The following is a 20,490-nucleotide window of genomic DNA, read 5'->3' on the forward strand; positions in this document are numbered from 1 at the left end:
TATTCATTCATTACATTTTTAAAGGGGTGGGAAAATGAATCTGGTTTCCAAATTGGAAGAAACGGCATCGCAGAAACCGGAAAAACCAGCTTGTCTGTTTCAAGATCAGTACATGACGTATGAGGAGCTGGCAGGTAAAATCAAAGCATTTGCAAACGGCTTGGAGGACAGGGGACTGAAAAAAGGGGATCATCTCGCGCTGCTGCTCGGAAATACGCCTGACTTTGTTATTGCGTTTTTCGGCGCGTTAAAAGCGGGAATTGTCGTCATACCTGTTAATCCGGCATATACACCTTCAGAAATCGCATACATGCTGAAAAACGGCGATGTCAAAGCGATCGCCGGCATCGATCTATTAATTCCCGTATTTGAAAGCCTGCACGGCTCGCTGCCGCTGCTGGAGCATATCATTATCAGCCAGACAGCAGAGAACGCTCCATCGACAGAAGACCCTCAATTGCGCTTAAAAATGACAACGTTTACAAAAATACTTCGCCCGGCGGAGCGCAGCAGAACTTATCCGACATTGTCAAAAGATGATACTGCCGTCATTTTATACACCTCAGGGACGACCGGAAAACCGAAAGGCGCCATGCTCACCCATCAGAATCTTTTCTCCAATGCAAATGATGTCGCCGGATACTTAGGAATGAATGAGAAAGACAAAATTGTGGCGGCATTGCCGATGTTTCACGTTTTTTGTTTAACCGTTTGTATGAATGCGCCTCTGATGAGCGGAGCGTGTGTCTTAATCGAGCCGCAATTCAGCCCGGCTTCTGTGTTTAAACTGATTAAAAGCCGTCAGGCAACCATTTTTGCAGGCGTTCCGACGATGTATAACTATCTGTATCAATACGAGCACGGCAAGGCGGAGGATTTTGCGTCCGTCAGACTGTGCATTTCAGGCGGCGCCTCCATGCCGGTCGCTCTGTTGCAGACGTTTGAACAAACCTTTGACGTCACCATTCTGGAGGGGTACGGACTTTCTGAAGCGTCGCCGGTTACTTGTTTTAATCCGTTTGACCGGGGGAGAAAGCCCGGCTCGATCGGGACGAATATTTTACATGTCGAAAATAAAGTCGTCGATACACTCGGACGCGAATTGCCCGACCATCAAGTGGGAGAATTGATCGTGAAAGGGCCGAATGTGATGAAAGGCTATTACAAGATGCCCGAGGAGACGGAGCACGCGCTGAAAGACGGCTGGCTGTACACGGGTGATTTGGCGAAGCGCGACGAAGACGGTTATTTTTATATCGTCGACAGAAAAAAAGATATGATTCTCGTCGGCGGATACAACGTCTATCCGCGCGAAGTAGAAGAAGTGCTCTACAGCCATGAGGGCATTAAAGAAGCCGTGGTCATCGGCGTTCCTGACGCCAAAACGGGGGAAGCGGTGCATGCTTATATAGTGCCTGGGGACGGTGAGCTGACAGAGCAGGCGGTTTTTGATTACTGTGAAACACATTTGGCAAAATATAAACGGCCGGCGGAAGTGGTTTTTCTTGAGGAAATTCCGAAGAATGCGACCGGGAAGCTGCTGAGACGGGCGGTCCGGGACATGCTTCCGAAATGACGGACGAAAAGCGAAGCCGGGGGCTTCGCTTTTACATGCTGATCCGGTCAGCTCTGCGATTCTTCCTTAATGATGCTTTGCACAAGCTTCGTATCATGCCGGGTCAGTTTGTAATACGTGTTTTTATACTTGTACATCATATAATTGCCGCCTTCGAGCCACATGCTGAATGAATCAAAACGGTCTTCATGGTATTTGACCGTTCCGTCGTAATCGGGAGACACGCTTTTGGTCAGTTTGACTTGTTTTCCTTGGTTCAAGATATCGAGCATATCTTTTACATTCTGCCTGTCTTTAATTTTGATTTCTTTTTTTCCGTGCTCAGACAGAATAATCAGATCTGCGTTGCTTGATGGAAACACATCGCCGGTCCGGCTGTATACATAGAAGAAAGCAATAACCAAAAGGGCGATTACTACAATAAACGCGATTATTTTTTTCATATTCATCACTCCGTCTTTTAGTCTTTCCCGCTTCCTGTTGTTCCATTCTTTTCTGTTGTGAAAAGATTAACATCCGTTTGGAGGCTTGGTTCTATTTATTTGCATTTATGCTTACAATAGGAGTAAGTCATAAGGCTAAGGAGGGAGACTTCCATGCGCAAATGGATAGCGGCAGCGGGACTTGCCTATGTGCTGTACGGCCTTTTTTTCTATTGGTATTTCTTTATGACAGGAGACTCCGCCGTCCCGGAGGCCGTAAAGGGAACGAAAGCCGATCCGTCCTCGTTTATGGACCCGGGCCGCCTGGCAGCCGCTGAAAACTTTTCAAATGTAAAGGATTTTTTATTTTTCATCGGAGCGCCGTTAGATTGGTTTTTATTTTTTCTGCTGCTCATTACGGGGCTTGCCAAAAAAATAAAGCATTGGCTGGAAGCAGCGGTGCGCTTTCGGGTGCTGCAAATCGTAAGCTTCGTCTTTGTGATTTCACTCATCGTTACGGCGGCTTCGCTTCCGCTTGAGTGGATCGGATATCGGGTTTCGCTTGCGTATCATATTTCGACGCAGACAGCAGCGAGCTGGATAAGAGACCATGTCATTGATTTCTGGATCAGCTTTCCGCTGTTTGCCGTGTGTGTGCTTGTGTTTTACTGGCTGATCACAAAGCATACAAAAAAATGGTGGTTTTACGCTTGGTGTCTTACTGTGCCGTTTACCCTGTTTTTGTTTTTCCTGCAGCCGGTCGTGATTGATCCTTTATACAATGATTTCTATCCGCTGAAAGACAAGGAGCTGGAAAGCAAAATTTTGTCGCTTGCCGACAAGGCCGACATTCCGGCCAGCCATGTTTATGAAGTAAATATGTCGGAGAAAACGAATGCGCTGAATGCGTATGTGACGGGGATCGGTTCGAATAAGCGAATCGTTTTGTGGGATACGACGCTTAACAAACTGAAGGATCGGGAAATTTTGTTCATTATGGGGCATGAGATGGGGCACTATGTGATGAAGCACGTGTACATCGGACTGGCCGGGTATCTGCTGCTGTCATTAGCCGGGTTCTATATCATTGACAAGCTTTATAAGCGGCTGTCCAAATTCTTCGGCCGAATGCTCCATATAAAGGGGCCTGAAGATCTGGCCGCCCTCCCGCTGTTATTGCTGCTCATATCCGTTCTCAGTTTTGCTTCTGATCCGATTACGAATGCCGTCTCCAGGTATCAGGAAAACGCCGCCGACCGTTACGGCATCGAGCTGACCGGAAACCGGGAAGCGGCGATTGAGACGTTTCAGGACTTGGCCGATACGGGACTGAGCCGGGTCAACCCGCCGTTTCTCGTCAAAATCTTCAGAGGGAGCCACCCGTCGATCATGGAGCGGATTGAACATGCGGAGGAAGAAAAATAATAAAAAAACCGGCGGGGCCATGGCCGACGCCGGTTTTTTATGTTTTACTGAGCTGCCGCCTGTACGTTGATCAGCCCTTTTCCGTAGTAGAAAGCATCACCAAGTTTTGTAGTGGTGTTTTCTAAACTGCTGCGGACTTGAGTGTTTGTCCAGTTCGGGTGCTTAGAAAGAATCAAAGCAGCCGCTCCGGCAACGTGCGGAGATGCCATTGACGTACCATTGTACGCGCCGTATTTGTTTCCAGGAAGCGTGCTTTGGATAGAGACGCCTGGTGCCATGACATCAAGCTCAGAACCTACGCTTGAGAAAGATGCTCTTTGGTTGCTGCTGTTAACAGCGCCTACCGCAATGACAGAAGGGTATTTACCAGGATAGCCCACTGTGCTTGAGCCGCCCGAAGTGCCTTCGTTACCGGCTGCCGCAACGACTACGATGCCGGAAGCAACGGCTTTGTCAACTGCCGCTTTTAACGCTGCAGAACCAGAAGGTCCGCCGAGGCTCATGTTAATAACGTCCATATTGTTTGCGATCGCCCACTCAATTCCGTTAATGATCCAGCTGTACTGGCCGGAACCGTCAGCGCCGAGAACTTTTACAGCGTAAAGAGATGCGCTTGGCGCAACGCCTAATACACCGACTGAGTTATTAAGAGCCGCAACTGTACCGGCAACGTGAGTTCCGTGAGAGTTGTTGTCTTGGAAAGGATTTGTTTCAGAAGGAACCATGCTGGCTCCGCCTGCTACCTTTAAATCAGGATGAGAAGAATCGATACCGCTGTCGATAACCGCTACTTTAACATTTGATCCGGTGAAGCCTTGAGAGTGCAGAGCAGGGGCTTTAATCTGTGATACGCCGTAAGGCACGGACTGCGCGTACGCCTGTGCAACGTGATCTTCTTCAACGTAAGCAACGCTAGGGTCTTTTTTCAGCTCTTTTACAGCTTTTTCATTTAATGTAGCTGAAGCTGCGTCTACATATTTGAATTGCTTTTGCACTTTCCCGCCTTTTTCAGAAATGACATCTTTTTTCTTAGCGGCGCTCATCGTGCTCATTGTCTGTTTAAATCCGACAATGTATTTCTTTTCCCCGTTTGATTTCCCTGCCGCATGGGCAGGAGACGTGCTGCCGAACGCCATCGTAAAGATTAACGCTAAAGCAAACAGCAAACTGATCCATACCTTTTTGCCTCTCACTCTTTATCCTCTCCTTTTTTTCATTTGCAGAACAACCAATAGACAGATTATTCTGTGGATTAATTGTATAGCATGGAATAATATTTTAGTAGACCCAATTTTTTTCAGTTTGTTTTATTTCTATTTAGGTATATCATCTCTCTTTCGTTTAATAGGAACCCGAAATATTTAAATTTTAATGGAAAAAACCGATGGAAGGACATGAGTATTTGTACACAGCCGCGATCGCTCTCTTGTTTGCTGGGTCGAACGGTTTGATTCCATTTTTGGAAGCTGCGGCAAAAACAGGATAAATGTCACCTTTTGTTGAATGCAGAAGTCTGATGGAAACGAAAGCGGAATGAAATAAAGCGGCCGGCATGAATCAGTCTTCGGCTTTCTTGACGTAGAAAAGCTGGAAACCATTTTATAAAAATAATGATAATGAATATCATTGATACTTATATTGTCAATGATATAATTGCGGAAAAATGAAAGAGGGGGAACAGATGAAACCAATTTTCAGTATGCTGATGATCTTATCCGTTCTCTTCATAACGGCATGTTCAGAACAGGAACATGAAACCGCCGTCAGGCACGATCTGGGGACGGCGCATGTGGCTGCGCACCCGCAGCGCGTTGCCGTGTTGAATCCGGGCTTTAATGATATTCTCCATGATCTCGGCATAAAGCCTGTGGCTGCGGCGGATAATCGGACAGAGCGAAACGAGGGCAGTCCGTCCGTCGGGCCCCCGTCATATCCCGATTTGAAAAAGATCACTTCGTTAAAGCCCGATCTCATCATTGCAGACTCAAGCCTTCACAGGGGGATATACCGAAAACTGACAAAGATCGCTCCGACAATCGCTTTAAAAAATGAAGCTGCGGATTATCAGGATGCGGTTGATGCTGCCCTTACTATTGAAAAGGCGGTCGGTAAAGATGGCATCATAGAGAAACAATTGTCGGCTCAGGAAGAAAAGCTGAATGACATCAAAAGAAAGCTGGATGCAGAAGGCGGCACGATTTTATTAATTGACGCTGCAAATGACAGCATTTCCGTAAAGGATGATCAGTTTTTTACGTCCCGGCTTTTGACGCTCGCAGGGTTTACCTATGCGGTTCAGACGAATTCCGGCGGGAAATCAGACTCTATCAAGATGACGCCCGGGCAGCTTTTGCATATCGATCCTGATTACATCGTACTGTTGGACGGTGAGAAAGAACTCGAAAAAAATCACCTCTGGAAACAGCTGACAGCCGTAAAAAACGGACACGTTTACTGCGCGGACAGGGCGGTATGGACGGAGCGCCGGAGCATTGACGGGGCGGACGCCATATTACATGATCTGCAGAAAAAAATGCTCGCCAAAAAGGCCCAAAACTGAATTCGGGCCTTTTTGTTATGATTCTGATAGGTGGCTGCTTACATTGTAATCTTTGACGCGCCACTTATTTTCAATTCGTTCGATATTGCTCAGGCACGCATTGACAAGCTTTGCGTTTTGGATGTCGGTATCACCGTCAGAAATGGCCGACAAGAGCGCGTGAATGGCTGCGCCGTGAGCGACGATCAGAACTTTTTGCTCAGGAAACCGCTCCTGAACTTTCACTAAACCGGCAAGCATTCTGTCTGTCAGCTCTTCTGCTGTCTCCATGTTCGGGTAGTTTTTATCCGGGTAGCGCTTCGACCGTTCCGGTAAAGACATTCCTTCCGCATCACCGTAGCTCCGTTCTCTGAAATCTTCCATGACCACAATGGGAAGATTCAAAAACCCGTTAATAATGTCAGCTGTTTTTCTGGCCCGTTTCATCGGGCTTGAGACGATGACATCCCATTCGGACCCCTTTAAGTACTCTCCTGTTTCTTTCGCCTGACGCTCTCCCGTCGCATTTAACGGAATATCCGATTTGCCTTGAAGCTTCTTTTGGGCATTCCAATCAGTCTCTCCATGTCTTACTAAACAAACGGCAGTCATAAAGTCTCCACTCCGATCATTTTTTATCGATATCATCTATTATACTGCCGTTACGTTAACACTTCAAAGAGAAGCGCCAGTCCGACTCCGCCTCCGCTGCCGATCGCTGCTGCTGCGTAGCGGGCATCCGGGCGTCTTTTTGCTTCATAAAAAAGCCGGGTGACAAGCGCCGCCCCGGAAGCCCCGTACGGATGCCCGACCGCCAGAGCGCCGCCCCGGACATTTATTTTAGAATAAGGCACTCGAAGCTGCTGTGAAAAAACGCATATTTTGACGGCAAACGCCTCGTTGATTTCGTATATATCAATATCATCCGGTGACAGGTCCCGTTCCTTCAAAAGTTTTTTGACGGCATAAACCGGAGCTGCTGACGGATAATGCGGGTGGACGCCGCTTACCGCACTTCCGATAAAACGCAATCCCGGCTTTAAACCGAGAGACCGCGCTTTTTGTTCTTCCATCACACAAACTGCCGCCGCCCCGTCAGAAATTCCGCAGCTGTTGGCGGCGGTGACAGAGCCTCCGGACTGAAAGACGGGCTTGGCACGGGAGATGAGAGGCTCCATGTTCCGCTTTTTCAGCATGTTTTCGTCAGCGGCGAATCCGTGACAGGGAAGAATTTCCGGGCGGTACAAGCCGTCTTCGTGCGCTTTGATGCTCCGTTCATAGCTGAGAAGGGCATATTCGTCCTGGATCTTTCTCGTTACGCCGTAAGCCTGTGCCGTATACTCTGCTGCTATGCCCATATCAGGATCGCCGATGTGTTCAGGAGAAAAGCGCGCCCGGGATGAGAAAGGGGAACGGCTGCTGCTCTCCGCTCCTCCCGCGATGTACGTGCTCCCCGCGCCGGCTTTGACAAAGTGGCACGCGACCCTCACGGCGTCCAGTCCGGAGCCGCACTGCCTGTCGATGGTCGTACCGGACACGCTCAAAGGAAGTCCGGCGGCCAAGGCTGACAGCCGGGCGAGATTCCCGCCGCGGCCCGTCGCGTTTCCGATCAGGACTTCATCAATGTCTTCGGGCATGTTCCGGCTCAAATGGCGAATCAGCGGAGCTGCCAAATCTTCTGGGAGACAGTCTTTTAACAGGCCGTTTTCCCGGGCGAAAATCGTCCGTTTCGCATCCGTAATTACAGCTTCCATTCCATCATGTCCTTTGCCTGCTTTTGTACGGCGGCACGGGCGATCTTTCCGCCGGCTGTTTCCGGTATTTCTGAAAACAGCCATTTTTTCGGGATTTTATATGCCGCCAGCTGCTCGCGGCACTGTTTCTTCAGTTCCTTTACATTTGCATGTCCGTCGATCACCGCAACGGCGATGCTGCCCCAATAATCATCAGGAACGCCGATGACTGCCGCTTTTCTGACGCCCGGACAGCGGTTGAGCACACGTTCTATCTCTTCAGGGAATACATTCAGGCCGCCTGATACGATCATCCCGTTTTCACGTCCTTCGATATAAAGATAGCCTTCACGATCGATATATCCCATGTCATCAACCGTCATCCAGCCGGAATCATCAGGTTTTGCGCCGTTGATGTATCCGGAAAATTTCATCGGGCTGTTCACAAAAATCTTCCCCGTTTCGCCCGGCATGCAGCGTTCTCCTCCGGGGCGGCGGATTTCGATTGTAACATTTTCAAACGGACGGCCCGCCGCGTCAGGCTTTCGGGCGCTGTCTTCAGGCGATAAGAACGCCACGAAACTCAGCTCGGACGTTCCGTAAAAATCGTACAACCGCAAATGGGGATAGCGCTCTGACAGCGCTTGTTTAGACGAAGCGGGCCAGTCTGCACCGGAAGAAATCACCTTGAGCGGTGTATCCGGAAACGCCTCCAGTGAGAGCAGGGCGTCCGTCATTGTCGGCACGGTATATAGAACGTCAGCTTGTCTGAGCCGGTCTTTCATTCCGGCCGGATTGAATTTTCTTTGAAGGATGACGGTTCCGCCGATAAACAAAGTGCTGACGGCGCTGTATAAAAAGTGTGACGAGCGAAGCGTGCCCGGTACCAGCACTTTGTCATCAGGGGAAATGCCGAATTCACGTTTCGTACAAGAAAAGCTCTCCAGCCACGAACGGTGAGAGCGGGTGAAGGCTTTCGGCTTACCGGTCGATCCCGAGGTGAATCCGGTATAAAAGGGCAGGCCGGTGTTTTCGATAAAAGCGCCTTCCGTTTTTTCCGCCTCGATCAAAGGCCTGCATTCATCCCACAGGATGACAGGCGTTTTGACGCCGTCCAGTCTGCCGCTCAGCCGGCGGTCACAGATGACGAGGTCGGTTTTGCTGATGTGCAGCTGGTCCGCGAGTTCCGCCGCTGCCGAGCGGGGATCTAACGGAACCGCCGTGCAGCCGGCATGCGCCGCCCCTGCGAAAAGTTGTAAAAATGGGATGCCGTTCGGCAGTAATATTGCAATGTTTTCGGGCTTATCTATAAGGCTGCCAAGCCAGTTTGCAGTTTGGTTTACCAGCCTGTTCCAAGTTTGATAGTTGATCTGTTCTGTTTCTGTCTGAATTGCGATCTGTTCCGGCGCTTGTCCGGCTGTATCTGAATATGATGATGTAATCATGATGACTAAAATCAGCTTCCTTTCGTCGGCAAAAGCCGGCTTGCTTGAAGAGTTTTTCTGATTCTTACGGCTGCGAATGAGGCTGCGGCCGCTTTAAGCAGATCTCCGGGCACATAGATGAGGCTGAGCTTTACGGCAGTCAAGATATCAATGTGCATTATAAAAGCCTGAACGGGAATGCCGATGACATACAAAAACAGCACGCCGAACAAGAACTGTCTGATAAACAAATGGGGGACAGCAGCTGAGCGAAGGCCTTGGATGCTGAGGCTCAGCAGTAATGCCGCCAGCGGATATGCGATGAGATATCCGGCGCTCGGCCCGAAAAAAACCCCGAACCCGCCTCTGCCGCCTGAAAGGAGAGGCGCTCCGCATGCCACAATCAGCAAAAAAAGCAATTGGCTTAAAAACGCCGCTTTCGGTTTTAGGATGCTTCCCGATAAGAGCACACCGATCGTCTGGAGCGTAATCGGAACCGGCGTAAAGGATAAGAAAAGCGGCGGGAGCAGCCCCAAAAGTCCCATAATGGCGGTAAACACGGCAATATGCATCATTTCTGTCAATTTCATTATGTATTCCTCCAGCTTATCAAAATATGTTTATACAATAAAGCGAGTCTTTATATATGTCAACTCTATTATATTTTAAGTTAACATTAAAAAGACCGGCCCTTTATGAAAAAGGCCGGTCGGTTTATCTTTATTCTTCTGTAAGGATAACAAGTGAATCAACGGATGATGCAACGTGGGAAACGGCGCGGCTGACTTCTTGAAGGCCGCCGAGAAAGGCCTGCAAATCAACGTCGATTTTGCCTGTCTGGTCTTTGCTCGTTTTCATGCTTTGGACGATGTCATCAAACAGACGGTTGATCTGCGCCATTTTTTCTTTCGTTTCACTTACAAGTCCGTTGACATCTTTAATATGTTTGGACACGATGTTGATTTGTGTATTGGTGTTGTTCACGAGCTCTGATACGGTGGAAACGGTTTTTTTCGTATCCTCTGAAAGCTTTCTTACCTCCGTCGCCACAACGGCGAACCCTTTGCCGTGCTCTCCGGCTCTCGCGGATTCTATTGAAGCGTTGAGCGACAGGAGATTCGTTTGCTCGGCGATCCCCGTCACGATGCCGAAGATTTTTTCGATCTGCTGGGCGATGTCATTCAGCTTGTCCATTTCTTCTTCAATCTGCAGAAGGCTGGCGTCGATTTTATTCATCTGCTTCTGCTGGCTTTCAAGCTCTTTTTTCCCGCCGATTGATTTTTCTTCGACATGTACGGAAGTGACGGTGCCGGCTTTTGACGCCTCGGAAATGCCCTCGGATTTATCGACCAGCTCCTGCACGGCTCTGCTCGTTTCTGAAAACAAATCAGCGAGTGATCCGGATGTTTCCTGGATTTTTTGATGAAGACGGGCTTTCTTTTCCTCTTGTTCGTCACGCTGGCAGTTATATTCGCTCTGGAATGCTTCAAGGACGAGCTGCTGTTCAAGATTCAATATTTTCGTCGTCGCTTTGATCGCTTTTAAAAGCTCATGCAAATCCGGAATTGCTGCTTCATATATGTTCATCATCGACAGAAGCAGATCCTGAAACGCTCCCATATACCATTTCGGTTCAAGGCCGATCCGCAAGTGGATGGAAGCAATGCGCTGTCTTTTTTCAATGAATTCATCATCAATCGTGCCGGCGAACATCTCATGGATATGACGCCGTAATGTTTTTTTCAGGCGCTCCACCGTGCTGTGGTCGTTAATGATCGTCATTAATGACTTTTCGTGATCCAGGTTTCGGTAAAAGGAATCGACGATTGTTGAGATATGTTCTTTAATTAACGGCTGCAGCTCTTCAAGCACATGAAGTTCTTCGTTTCCGAGCCTGACCATTTTCAGCTGTTTTTGGACATCTGCATATTGATTTGAAAGCGCGATGCGTTTTTTTCCATCGGCTTCTGAAAAATAAGCTGTTTCTTTTTTGCGGTCTTTTTTAAATAACAATATAAGTTCCCCCAGATATTCTCTTTTTCTTTTTATCGGTATGGAAGGAACTTGAATGAAGGAATCTGATAAAAATATTTTAATGCGGAAAAAAATAAAACCATTCGTACAGAATGGTTTAGTCAATCTTGGCTGAGGCGCTTCAGCGGCTTGATGGCGGGACCTTCGGCAACCCCGCCGTCAGGTGTGAACCGGGACCCGTGACAAGGACAGTCCCACGTCCGTTCGCCGTCATTCCATTCGACCTCACAGCCCAAATGGGTGCATGTCGTATCGACAAGATGCAGACAGCCTTTTTCATCTTTATAGGCGCCGGCCCGTTTGCCGTTTACCGTTACGATTTTTCCCTCCCCGGGCCGAAGAGTCTCAGGTGAAGCGTCCGGCCTCTCAAGTTTGCCCGAGATAAGGTGTTTGGCCACGTCGGCATTATAAGAAATCAGTTTTTTCAGTCCCGGATCTGCGTGGAAGCGTGACGGAATAAACAGGCCGGAAAACGGGTTCTTTTTGTTTTGAATATGATCAGCCAAAAGCTTCGCGGCGAGCGCTGAGCTTGTCATGCCCCATTTTTTAAAACCGGTCGCCGCCAAAATATGTTCTTCATCGCCCGAGATAGGACCGATGAACGGAATTTTGTCAATGGTGACAAGGTCTTGTGCAGACCAATGATATGGGATGCTTTCAACTCCGATTGTGTCTTCCGCAAATTGTTTCAGTGCTTCGTAATGCTCGGACATTTCTTTTCCTTGGCCTGTTTTGTGGCTTTCGCCGCCGACAAGAACCAGTTTTTCACCGTTCAAATCGGTGTATCGCAGTGATCTGGACGGCTTGTCTATGCTGAGATACATCCCGTCCGGATACGCTTGTTTCGGTTTTACCGCGAGTACGTAGGATCTGCTGGCATACATTCTGGCGGCGTAAAGCCCGCCTCCGTCATAAAAAGGAAAGTGGGAAGAGCAGACAATGTAGCTGCACTTGATGCCGTGTCTGTTTTTCGTGACCACTTCCGGCTGCGGTTCTTTTTTTATGTCGATCGCAGCCGTCTGTTCAAAAATCCGCGCCCCGTTTTTAACGATCTCTTTGACGAGCGCCGCGCCATATAAAAGCGGATGGAATTGCGCCTGATTCTTCATGGCGAGGCCGAGCCTGCAATCAACAGGGACGGGAAGTTCTTTCACAAGCTCGTGTTCAATACCGAGCTTGGTATAAGCTTCCTGCTCACTGCGGATTTTTTTGGCGCCTGATTCTGTATTGGTGTAAAGATATGCGTCTTGTTCAATCAGTCTGCAGTCAATCGAAAGGTCCTTGATGATCTGCTTCATGTCTTCCATGGCGCGGAGATGGGCTTCGAAATACAGCCTTGCGCTGGTCTGTCCGATCTGCTGAATAAGATCGGCATAGATGAAATCATGCTGGGCGGTGATTTTTGCGGTCGTGCCCGCGGTCGTCCCGTTTAAAATCCGGTCTGCTTCAATGACAGCGACACGGAAACCTCTTTTCGTCAGTTCATATGCCGTTGTCAGGCCCGTAATTCCTCCGCCGATAACCGCAACGTCACATTCCGTATCTTCAGTGAGGGCGGGAAAGGAAGGAATGTCAGCTGTTGCTTTCCAATAGGAAGCCGGTTCCTCGTTTGAAAAAGTAGTCAATTCAGATTTACCTCCTCTGTTGTATATTCTTAATTTTTCCAATAAGACTCTGTTCATACATGAAATTCGTATAAGTTGCTCAAATTACTCATAATATAGTAATTAATGTAAAGGAGTGATCAAAATGGCTAATCAGAAGAAGAAAACCTTGCCGCCGCAGCATCAAAACCGGCAGCCGGGCTTTGAATATGTAATGGACCCGCGCCCCGTTTTTGACAAACCGAAAGCGGCGAAAAAACTTGAAGGGAAAACGGCGATCATCACGGGCGGAGACAGCGGGATCGGCCGCGCCGTATCCGTTTTATTCGCGAAGGAAGGCGCTAATGTGGTCATCGTTTACTTTGATGAGCATCAGGATGCCGAAGAGACGAAGCAATATGTAGAAAAAGAGGGGGCGAAGTGTCTGCTGATCGCAGGGGATGTCGGAGACGAAGCCTTCTGCAACGATGTCATCCGCCAGGCGGGCCAAGCCTTTCCTTCCATTGACATCCTGGTCAACAACGCGGGTGAGCAGCACGTGCAGCCGGGGATTGAGAAAATCACGAGCCACCAGCTCATCAGAACGTTTCAGACGAATATTTTTTCAATGTTTTACTTAACGAAAGCCGCGCTCCCTCACCTGAAAAAAGGAAGTTCAATCATTAATACGGCCTCCATTACCGCCTATAAAGGCCACAAAACATTGATTGACTATTCAGCGACAAAAGGGGCGATCGTCACGTTTACAAGATCTCTTTCCCAATCTCTTGTCACTCAGGGCATCAGGGTAAACGCAGTGGCGCCGGGGCCGATCTGGACGCCGCTGATCCCGGCGAGCTTCTCGGCGAAGGAAGTGGAAGTCTTCGGCTCAGATGTGCCGATGCAGCGCCCGGGAGAGCCTGTTGAAGTGGCGCCGAGCTATTTGTACCTAGCAAGCGATGATTCTTCATATGTCACGGGCCAGACGATTCATGTGAACGGCGGCACAATCGTAAACGGATAATGTAAAAAAAGCCAATCCATATGGATTGGCTTATTCACTCTGTTTGAGTGCGGCATATTCTTTTGAAAGCGTGAGGAACGCTTCTTTATTTTTATCATCAAGCGCCTTATTAATCTGCATTGTCAGCATGGCGATCCGGCGTTTATACAAGGATTCATCAAGCACCATTTGAATGTAAATATCGGCCATTGTCACATCGAATTCGTTTGCTTTTTGCGTGTTGCGGGACTTCATGAGCTCAGTGTACGACTTTTTCTCTTTCATAAAGAATCCCCCCAATGCCTTTTTTATAGTATATGGATAACGGCCGGAAAAATCAATTAATTTTTATAATCTTTAGACAACTAATACTTGGAAATATATCGACATATCCTGCAAATTGACGAAAAAACGAAAATGATCATTGTATAATGAGGTGAAATGAAAAAGAAAAATAATATTTAAATAGTAATTTAAGACTAAATTACATCTTTAAAAGGTGATTTTTAGCTATATTCGAAAAAAACCTGTCGTTTTCCAATGACAGATGATAGATTATTAGTATAAATTTTCAAGAAAAGGATTGGAGGATGCACATCATGTGCCAGAAAACACACGCACCCTTAGAAAGCTACGAAGTAAATCGTTCAACCATCGCTGTTTTGCCTGAGGAAATAGACGGTAAAATGGGGTCGAAGGTCATTGAAAAAGACTGCATTCTGTATGTCAGCATGAAGCCGATTCACATCATCGACAGAAGCTGCCGCTACTTTGGCTCCAGCTATGCCGGGAGAAAAGCGGGAACATATGAAGCGATTAAAATTTCTCACAAGCCGCCGATTATGGTGGACCCTTCAAATCACATCTTTTTATTCCCTACACTTTCTTCTGCAAGGCCTCAATGCGGCTGGATATCGCATGTGCACGTTAAAGATTTTCAACCGACGGCATTTGATGACACAGCGGTCACGTTCTCAAACGGCAAAACGATGGAACTGGAAGTATCCTATCATTCTTTTGAAAATCAGGTTTACAGAACCGCCTATCTCAGAACCACTTTTCAGGACAGGATGGGCAGTCATATCCCGAAGCGGCAGGAATTCATGCTGTATCCGAAAGAAGAGCGGACAAGAATGATCTACGACTTTATTTTGCGGGAGCTGGGGGAGAGATATTAGAGAGAGCTGTGATGTGAAGGGACGGGTCCTCTCCTTTTGGGGAGGGCTTTTTTCGATTTACATGCCGGTATAGAGTTGTATCGTGTCCGTCTGTTGGCTATGATGATGTAAAGAGTAATGATATTTCATTTTAGGAGAGATGGGCATGGATGTGTTCGCAAAATATGTATCAGGAATCGATAACCCGGATCACCGTCTCAAGGCAGAGGAAATTTTGTCGTGGACGGCTGGCCAATTTCCGAACTTAGAAGCGCAGATCAAGTGGAACAAACCGACATTTACCGATCACGGCACCTATATCATTATGTTTGCCGCGGCAAAAAATCATTTGAGCATTTTACCTGAAAAAGAGACGATGGAGCATTTTGCCGATGACATCGCTCAAGCCGGGTACAGCGCTTCTTCGCGCCTCTTCAGAATTCGATGGACTGATCCGGTGCACTATGATCTGCTAAAGAAGATCATCGAATTTAACATCAAGGAAAAAGCTGAAAATCCGGGGTTTTGGCGCTAGCGGACGTGATGTTGAAGGAGGAAGACATGGACGTTTTCAAAGACTATTTATCAAGTATCGACAGCCCTGATCATCGTCTGCGAATGGAGGAAATCCTGTCGTGGACGGCTGACCGATTTCCGAACTTAGAAGCGCAGATCAAGTGGAACACGCCGATGTTTACGGATCACGGCACCTTTATTATCGGCTTTGCGGCAGCAAAGCATCATGTAAGTGTTTCCCCCGAAGAAGCGGGAATTGCGCATTTTGCCGACGACATTGCCCGTGCCGGCTACAGCGCTACTTCCCGTTTGTTCAGAATTCAATGGACTGAACCAGTGCATTATGATCTGCTTGAACGCATGATTCAATTCAATATTCAGGATAAGGCGGACTGCTCAGCATTTTGGCGGAAATAATGAAAGAAATGTTAAAAAAACAACCCTGAGGAGGGCTGTTTTTTTATTGGAAACACATGATCAGCCCATTTTAATCAAGAAGCAATGGATGACGTACTATAAAAAATAAGGAGTACGAAGCAGTGAATGAATTTTATAAGGCGTTAACACATGTAAATAAAATTTTTTATGAACCAAATCACTTAACGATACATGATATTCAAGAAGAAGCTCAAAATTCAGAGTATGGGGCCGGTATGTTTCAACTGCATTCAAAATCAGTTCGATTCAGAGTCGCAAAAATAACGCCTAACAAGATAGGACAGTTTGTTGCTTTTTGGGAAAAAGATGGAGATGGTAAAAACCAAGCCTTTTCATATGAAAAAGCTGCTGATTTATTGGTTATCAATACTTTTGCCGGTAATCATCATTTTGGACAATTTGTTTTTCCAAAAGAAGTTCTTGTAAAGCAAAATATCCTTAAAACAGCCGCTGCAAAAGGAAAAATGGCAATTAGAGTTTACCCTAAATGGGAAAATCCCACTAGCAAACAAGCTATCAAAACACAAAAATGGCAGTTGGCATATTTTGTTGAGGCGAACGATGCAGATCGTTTTCCAGCACAAGACCTGTTAAAGCTATATTCTAACTAAAATTGGACAGCCCTGAGCCGGCTGACAGTATGTGAAGTTAACCGGTGCGTGAGTTGGAGAATAACGGGGAACCTCAACAAATGAGGTTCCTCTAATTGTTATATAGAAATCGACATTTTGAATGTAACAGAGTTTGTTTATTAAACGTAATCCAAAAAATAAGGGATTTGCGTATCCGGCAGACCCTCACGAAACGCACGATGTCAGAAATCGTGCGTTCAACATTCTTTATTTGACGACAGACATGCTGACGCTGCTGCCTGACACTGTCAATTTGGCAAAATCCTGTGTATCAATCACAGGGGTGACTGCTTTATTGTCGATCGAGATGTTCGTAAAGGCTGTTGAGAAGTTTGATTTGATGTAAGGGCGCTGATCCTCTGATGTGACCGCGACGGTGGCGAGCGCTTTCCATTTTGAGACAGAGCCTACATTTGTTTGGGCGAGTTCTGAGATGATGCGGCCGGTGTATCCGTCATTATTCGTGCCCCAATATGTGGCGCGGGTATTGCCGTTCAGATTTTTGTAAATGGTCAGCTGTACGGTGCTGCCGGGCCGGAAGCCTTTCGTATAGGTGAATTGGCTTTCTCCTTCCAGATACCGGACCTGGCCTTGCCCCTTTGAACCGACTTTCATGATCGGTTTCCATACATGATAGGTGTCACTGTACTGAAGCCCGATATCAGCCTCTGTGCCTCCGGTAAATCCTGAGTAAATATAGGCTGTCCCATTTGACACCTGAATCGAGCTTGGAAGCTGAATTTTCGTGACGAGAACTGAGCCCGTGCTGTTCAGGTAGGCCCTTCCGCCGATTCCTTTGCTGAGCTGGGACGCCGCTTCCGCCGTTTTGGGACTGATCACCCCCGGAATATCCGCCGTACATGCGCCGAATAGAACGGCTGTAGTGAGCACACCCGCAAGAAGCCCTTTTTTCATCATCATTTCTCCTCCTATCATCATAGTCAGATAGCGCTATCAATTCATATTATAAAAGGTTTTGGGAAAAATTCCATAAAAGATATACGGGCGGACGTAAATTAAAACTATTTTCCTATTTATCTTGTAAATGGAGATTATTTGAACTATGATATGTTCAGCAATACAGCATGATTCAGGAAAGGGGATAGGATAGAAATGAAAAAGACGGCAGCTGTGCTTTTGTCTTTCGGTCTGGTGTTCGGTTGTTCATACGGAGCGGGGCAGACGGCAGAAGCGAAAACAAAGGTAAAAACGTATCAAAACTGCAAGGCGCTGAATAAGGTGTATAAGGGCGGTGTGGCCAAATCGTCGAAAGTGAAAAACAAGGGCGGCAGAACAAAGTACAAGCCGTATGTATCAAAAGCGCTTTACAATGCAAATAAAAGACTTGACCGAGATAAAGACTATATTGCATGTGAGAAATAAAAAAACAAGCCTCTTTAAAGAGGCTTGTTTTTTTAAATGGATTCGGCGGTGACGGCGGTTCCGTATCCGATTAATTCGGATGTGTTCTGTCCTGCGGTCAGTTCGAACCGCAGGCCGACGATGGCGTTCGCTCCGAGCTGCTCCGCCTCTCTGATCAGGCGCTCTTTCACCGCTTTTTTGGAGTCTTCCAGCATTTCAGTATAGCTTTTCAATTCGCCGCCGACGACAGATTTTAAGCCTGCAAGCAAGTCTTTGCCGATGTGTCTGGACTGGACGATACTGCTTGTCACCAAGCCTTTCACTTCCGTAATCTGTTTTCCGGCGACGGTTTCGGTCGTTGTCATGATCATGCGTTTTTCCCCTTTCGTGTATCTTACCGCTATCTTACCATTTAAGCCGCCTTTTTGGCTGCGCTGATTTGTTTTTTTCTGACTGCGGCGCTGACTGCAAACATGACGGAAATGTTCAGAACCAGCGCGATGATGCCTGTATTCATATCCTTAACGATTTGCGGAAGAAACGGAAAGAGGGTTCCGATGGTTGATTCGGTCAGCGTAATGAAGGCCACCGTTCCGACCCCGGCCGTTATGCCGGCAAAAGCGCCGTGGCTTGTGATGAAACGCCGCTTCGGCAGGCTGAATAAGAGGGCGGGGAAAAGCTGGGTGACAAGGCTGTAGCCCATTAAAAGCAAGGTGACGATGGTATTTCCGCCTTTCAGCGTAAAATATACGGATATCAGCGCGATGACGGGTACGACGTATTTTGCGAGCCGTGAGACTTTTTCGTCAGTCGTGCCGGGCAGAATGGCTTTGTACACATTTTTGGCGAACAGCGTGCTTGAGGCCATTAATATCATTGAACCGGGTACAAGCGCCGTCAGAATGCCCGCCGATCCGATCAGTCCGACAAACCAGGGATCAAAGGTTTTCACAGACAGCTTTAATAAGGCGAGATCCGTGTCCGCCCCTTTTAAATCGGGCACCTGCAGAATCGCCGCAAATCCGGTAAAGATGACAAACAGCAGGACGAGCTGATAAAGAGGCATGATGATTGCATTTTTCCGAAACACCCGCGGATGCTCCGCCGAATAGGAAGCGGCAAATGTATGGGGCCACATATAAAAGCCGAGAGCGGTCAGCAAAACCGTTGAGCTGAACCAGGAAACGCTCTGTCCGGTTTCCGGCAGCGTGAGAAAATCGGGTTTTGCGGCGTCAATTTGTTTGAACATCTCCGTAAACCCGCCATAGTAATGAATGGGCAAATAAATGCCTAAATACAGGACGATGCCTAAAATCATGATATCTTTAACGACTGATATCCACGCTGAACCGTGGATTCCTGATATCATCACATAAATCGTGATGGAGACAGCGCCGATCCAGACAGCGGCTGAGGGCGGAATCTGTCCGTATGACGTTGCTGAAACAATTAATCCGAGCCCTTTCAGCTGCAGGACGAGATAGGGGATGAGGGATGCGATGCCGACGAGCGATACGAGAATGCCGAGGAGCGGGCTGTTGTATTTTGAAATAAAAAAATCTGATTGCGACATCAGTTTGTGTTGTTTGGCGTAAGTCCACACGGCTGGCAGAAGCCAATATGACAAAATGTAGGCAAGGCAGCCGTACGCGATAATATAAAAGGCGGGGCCTCCTTTTCCGTAAGCCCATCCGCTTCCGCCGAGGAATGTAAAGGTCGTGTATATTTCTCCCGCCATTAATAAAAAGACAAACATCGTGCCGAAGCCGCGTCCGCCCACTGTCCATTGTTCAAGGTCCATATTTTTTCCTTTTCGGGCCCGGATTCCGAGATATACACAAAACAGGAGCACGGCGGCCATTACGGGAAATGCTGCGTTCATTCCGCCTCACCCGCCTTGTTTTCTTTGTCCAATTTGTAAACGGCGGCCATCAGAACGGAAGTCAGCACCGCCCAGATGACGACATACGCGAGAATGAAAGGCATTCCGAAAACATAAGGCGTCACCCGGTTGGCAAATGGAATGCCGGCGAGAATTCCGAAAAAGGGCAGGGCGGCGAGAACATGAATCAGTTTCATAACATTCCTCCTTTTCATTGAAAACAGCGTGTCCCGATTATAAAGAAAATCATGTCGAATGTATAGTGCGAATAGTCTGAAATTTATCAGCTGAAAAGGAAAAGCAGTCCCGGCTGCTTTTTAAATGGTCGCAATAGACAGGTAATATTCCAATAAGGCGGTTACCTGTTCCCGTATTCTCGGGTTGAAATAACGGTGTTTTTCTTCATAGCCGTTAATGGTGCATATATAAAGCGTAAATGCTTCATCTCTTTCCGCTTCGTATAGTTTAATTTTACGCTTTCTTAACTCTTTTCGAACATCACTCAAATCCTTTTGTGCTAATTTTAAAGAGCAGCCGATAAGCTGTTTATAGGGTTGTTTTAATTTGAACGGGCACGAATCAAGCGCTTCGAGGTCCCGGTTCAGGATGGCAGCCGCCATGGGCAGAAACAGCCCTTTTTCGATGAGATCGCGGGTGCCGCTCCGGATGTCAGGCATAAATACTCCTTCTTTCTTAAAAAAGAGAACGTTTGTTCTTATTTTATACTCGCTTACACGATATTTCAAGTCGGAAAATCTCGTAAA

23 protein-coding genes are annotated in these 20,490 nt (G+C 47.4%); 9 read left to right on the top strand and 14 right to left on the bottom strand.

Going from position 1 to position 20,490, the window contains the following annotated elements; genetic code table 11:
- Window positions 1–34: 34 nt before the first annotated feature.
- Window positions 35–1,576 (top strand): fatty acid--CoA ligase family protein, encoded by a 1,542-nt coding sequence (locus tag NYE38_RS05235; protein WP_172868849.1) that lies wholly within the window; start codon window positions 35–37, stop codon window positions 1,574–1,576.
- A 47-nt stretch (window positions 1,577–1,623) separates the two neighbouring features.
- On the opposite strand, the gene NYE38_RS05240 is transcribed toward NYE38_RS05235, so the two are convergent.
- The gene (locus tag NYE38_RS05240; RefSeq protein WP_007409201.1) at window positions 1,624–2,019 is read right to left on the bottom strand and encodes a hypothetical protein; all 396 of its coding nucleotides are present in this window, start codon (window positions 2,017–2,019) and stop codon (window positions 1,624–1,626) included.
- Between the two features lie 153 nt (window positions 2,020–2,172).
- Here NYE38_RS05240 and NYE38_RS05245 point away from each other — a divergent pair, with 153 nt between their 5' ends.
- Window positions 2,173–3,423 carry a M48 family metallopeptidase gene (locus tag NYE38_RS05245; protein ID WP_003155197.1) on the top strand — a complete coding sequence of 417 codons (1,251 nt, stop codon included), beginning with the start codon at window positions 2,173–2,175 and terminating at the stop codon, window positions 3,421–3,423.
- Between the two features lie 44 nt (window positions 3,424–3,467).
- Here the strand turns inward: NYE38_RS05245 and NYE38_RS05250 are convergent, their stop codons facing one another.
- Entirely contained in the window at window positions 3,468–4,616 is a 1,149-nt protein-coding gene (locus NYE38_RS05250) for a S8 family peptidase (protein WP_021494939.1), read from the bottom strand.
- A gap of 488 nt (window positions 4,617–5,104) precedes the next feature.
- On the opposite strand from NYE38_RS05250, the gene NYE38_RS05255 reads away from it, so the two are divergent.
- Window positions 5,105–5,983, top strand: a complete 879-nt coding sequence (locus NYE38_RS05255; RefSeq protein WP_285001896.1) for an ABC transporter substrate-binding protein — start codon at window positions 5,105–5,107, stop codon at window positions 5,981–5,983.
- A 15-nt stretch (window positions 5,984–5,998) separates the two neighbouring features.
- Here the strand turns inward: NYE38_RS05255 and NYE38_RS05260 are convergent, their stop codons facing one another.
- The 6 genes from NYE38_RS05260 to NYE38_RS05285 all read right to left on the bottom strand — a co-directional run bounded on the left by NYE38_RS05260 (window position 5,999) and on the right by NYE38_RS05285 (window position 12,778).
- Window positions 5,999–6,574 (bottom strand): histidine phosphatase family protein, encoded by a 576-nt coding sequence (locus tag NYE38_RS05260; RefSeq protein WP_007610462.1) that lies wholly within the window; start codon window positions 6,572–6,574, stop codon window positions 5,999–6,001.
- 50 nt (window positions 6,575–6,624) lie between these two features.
- Window positions 6,625–7,716 (bottom strand): acetyl-CoA C-acyltransferase, encoded by a 1,092-nt coding sequence (locus tag NYE38_RS05265; RefSeq protein ID WP_340803065.1) that lies wholly within the window; start codon window positions 7,714–7,716, stop codon window positions 6,625–6,627.
- Window positions 7,704–9,140: an acyl-CoA synthetase gene (locus NYE38_RS05270; protein WP_285001897.1), complete on the bottom strand. Its 1,437-nt coding sequence runs from the start codon at window positions 9,138–9,140 to the stop codon at window positions 7,704–7,706. Before NYE38_RS05270 ends, NYE38_RS05265 begins: the two co-directional genes overlap by 13 nt.
- An 11-nt stretch (window positions 9,141–9,151) precedes the next feature.
- Window positions 9,152–9,709, bottom strand: coding sequence for a biotin transporter BioY (locus NYE38_RS05275; protein WP_014304743.1), 558 nt, complete (start codon window positions 9,707–9,709; stop codon window positions 9,152–9,154).
- Between the two features lie 130 nt (window positions 9,710–9,839).
- The gene (locus tag NYE38_RS05280; RefSeq protein ID WP_017417400.1) at window positions 9,840–11,132 is read right to left on the bottom strand and encodes a globin-coupled sensor protein; all 1,293 of its coding nucleotides are present in this window, start codon (window positions 11,130–11,132) and stop codon (window positions 9,840–9,842) included.
- Window positions 11,133–11,254: 122 nt separating this feature from the next.
- The gene (locus NYE38_RS05285; protein WP_014417355.1) at window positions 11,255–12,778 is read right to left on the bottom strand and encodes an FAD-dependent oxidoreductase; all 1,524 of its coding nucleotides are present in this window, start codon (window positions 12,776–12,778) and stop codon (window positions 11,255–11,257) included.
- A gap of 124 nt (window positions 12,779–12,902) precedes the next feature.
- Between NYE38_RS05285 and NYE38_RS05290 the strand changes: the two genes are divergently transcribed.
- Complete coding sequence (locus NYE38_RS05290; RefSeq protein WP_007610477.1) at window positions 12,903–13,760, top strand: SDR family oxidoreductase; 858 nt, start codon at window positions 12,903–12,905, stop codon at window positions 13,758–13,760.
- 30 nt (window positions 13,761–13,790) lie between these two features.
- On the opposite strand, the gene NYE38_RS05295 is transcribed toward NYE38_RS05290, so the two are convergent.
- Window positions 13,791–14,024 carry an IDEAL domain-containing protein gene (locus NYE38_RS05295; RefSeq protein ID WP_007610478.1) on the bottom strand — a complete coding sequence of 78 codons (234 nt, stop codon included), beginning with the start codon at window positions 14,022–14,024 and terminating at the stop codon, window positions 13,791–13,793.
- Between the two features lie 314 nt (window positions 14,025–14,338).
- Between NYE38_RS05295 and NYE38_RS05300 the strand changes: the two genes are divergently transcribed.
- From NYE38_RS05300 to NYE38_RS05315, 4 genes are all read left to right on the top strand, one after another.
- Window positions 14,339–14,917: a competence protein ComK gene (locus NYE38_RS05300; RefSeq protein WP_003155179.1), complete on the top strand. Its 579-nt coding sequence runs from the start codon at window positions 14,339–14,341 to the stop codon at window positions 14,915–14,917.
- Window positions 14,918–15,062: 145 nt separating this feature from the next.
- The gene (locus NYE38_RS05305; protein WP_012117235.1) at window positions 15,063–15,431 is read left to right on the top strand and encodes an iron chaperone; all 369 of its coding nucleotides are present in this window, start codon (window positions 15,063–15,065) and stop codon (window positions 15,429–15,431) included.
- A gap of 26 nt (window positions 15,432–15,457) precedes the next feature.
- Window positions 15,458–15,829, top strand: a complete 372-nt coding sequence (locus NYE38_RS05310; RefSeq protein ID WP_017417402.1) for an iron chaperone — start codon at window positions 15,458–15,460, stop codon at window positions 15,827–15,829.
- Window positions 15,830–15,951: 122 nt separating this feature from the next.
- Window positions 15,952–16,461 (top strand): MepB family protein, encoded by a 510-nt coding sequence (locus NYE38_RS05315; protein ID WP_123117709.1) that lies wholly within the window; start codon window positions 15,952–15,954, stop codon window positions 16,459–16,461.
- A gap of 228 nt (window positions 16,462–16,689) precedes the next feature.
- Here NYE38_RS05315 and NYE38_RS05320 read toward each other — a convergent pair whose 3' ends face one another.
- Window positions 16,690–17,400, bottom strand: a complete 711-nt coding sequence (locus NYE38_RS05320; RefSeq protein WP_017417404.1) for a YrpD family protein — start codon at window positions 17,398–17,400, stop codon at window positions 16,690–16,692.
- Between the two features lie 195 nt (window positions 17,401–17,595).
- Between NYE38_RS05320 and NYE38_RS05325 the strand changes: the two genes are divergently transcribed.
- The gene (locus NYE38_RS05325) at window positions 17,596–17,865 is read left to right on the top strand and encodes an excalibur calcium-binding domain-containing protein (RefSeq protein WP_003155168.1); all 270 of its coding nucleotides are present in this window, start codon (window positions 17,596–17,598) and stop codon (window positions 17,863–17,865) included.
- A gap of 32 nt (window positions 17,866–17,897) precedes the next feature.
- On the opposite strand, the gene NYE38_RS05330 is transcribed toward NYE38_RS05325, so the two are convergent.
- The 4 genes from NYE38_RS05330 to NYE38_RS05345 form a co-directional block, all read right to left on the bottom strand.
- Entirely contained in the window at window positions 17,898–18,215 is a 318-nt protein-coding gene (locus NYE38_RS05330; protein ID WP_003155166.1) for a YbjQ family protein, read from the bottom strand.
- 41 nt (window positions 18,216–18,256) lie between these two features.
- Window positions 18,257–19,726, bottom strand: a complete 1,470-nt coding sequence (locus NYE38_RS05335; protein ID WP_340803061.1) for a sodium:solute symporter — start codon at window positions 19,724–19,726, stop codon at window positions 18,257–18,259.
- Window positions 19,723–19,923 (bottom strand): DUF3311 domain-containing protein, encoded by a 201-nt coding sequence (locus NYE38_RS05340; RefSeq protein ID WP_007409181.1) that lies wholly within the window; start codon window positions 19,921–19,923, stop codon window positions 19,723–19,725. The genes NYE38_RS05335 and NYE38_RS05340 overlap by 4 nt, the downstream gene beginning before the upstream one ends.
- A gap of 120 nt (window positions 19,924–20,043) precedes the next feature.
- Window positions 20,044–20,403 (bottom strand): hypothetical protein, encoded by a 360-nt coding sequence (locus NYE38_RS05345; RefSeq protein ID WP_014417360.1) that lies wholly within the window; start codon window positions 20,401–20,403, stop codon window positions 20,044–20,046.
- Window positions 20,404–20,490 lie beyond the last annotated feature (87 nt).

Origin of the sequence: Bacillus sp. EU63 (assembly GCF_038592915.1) — a bacterium.
Lineage (GTDB): Bacteria > Bacillota > Bacilli > Bacillales > Bacillaceae > Bacillus > Bacillus velezensis.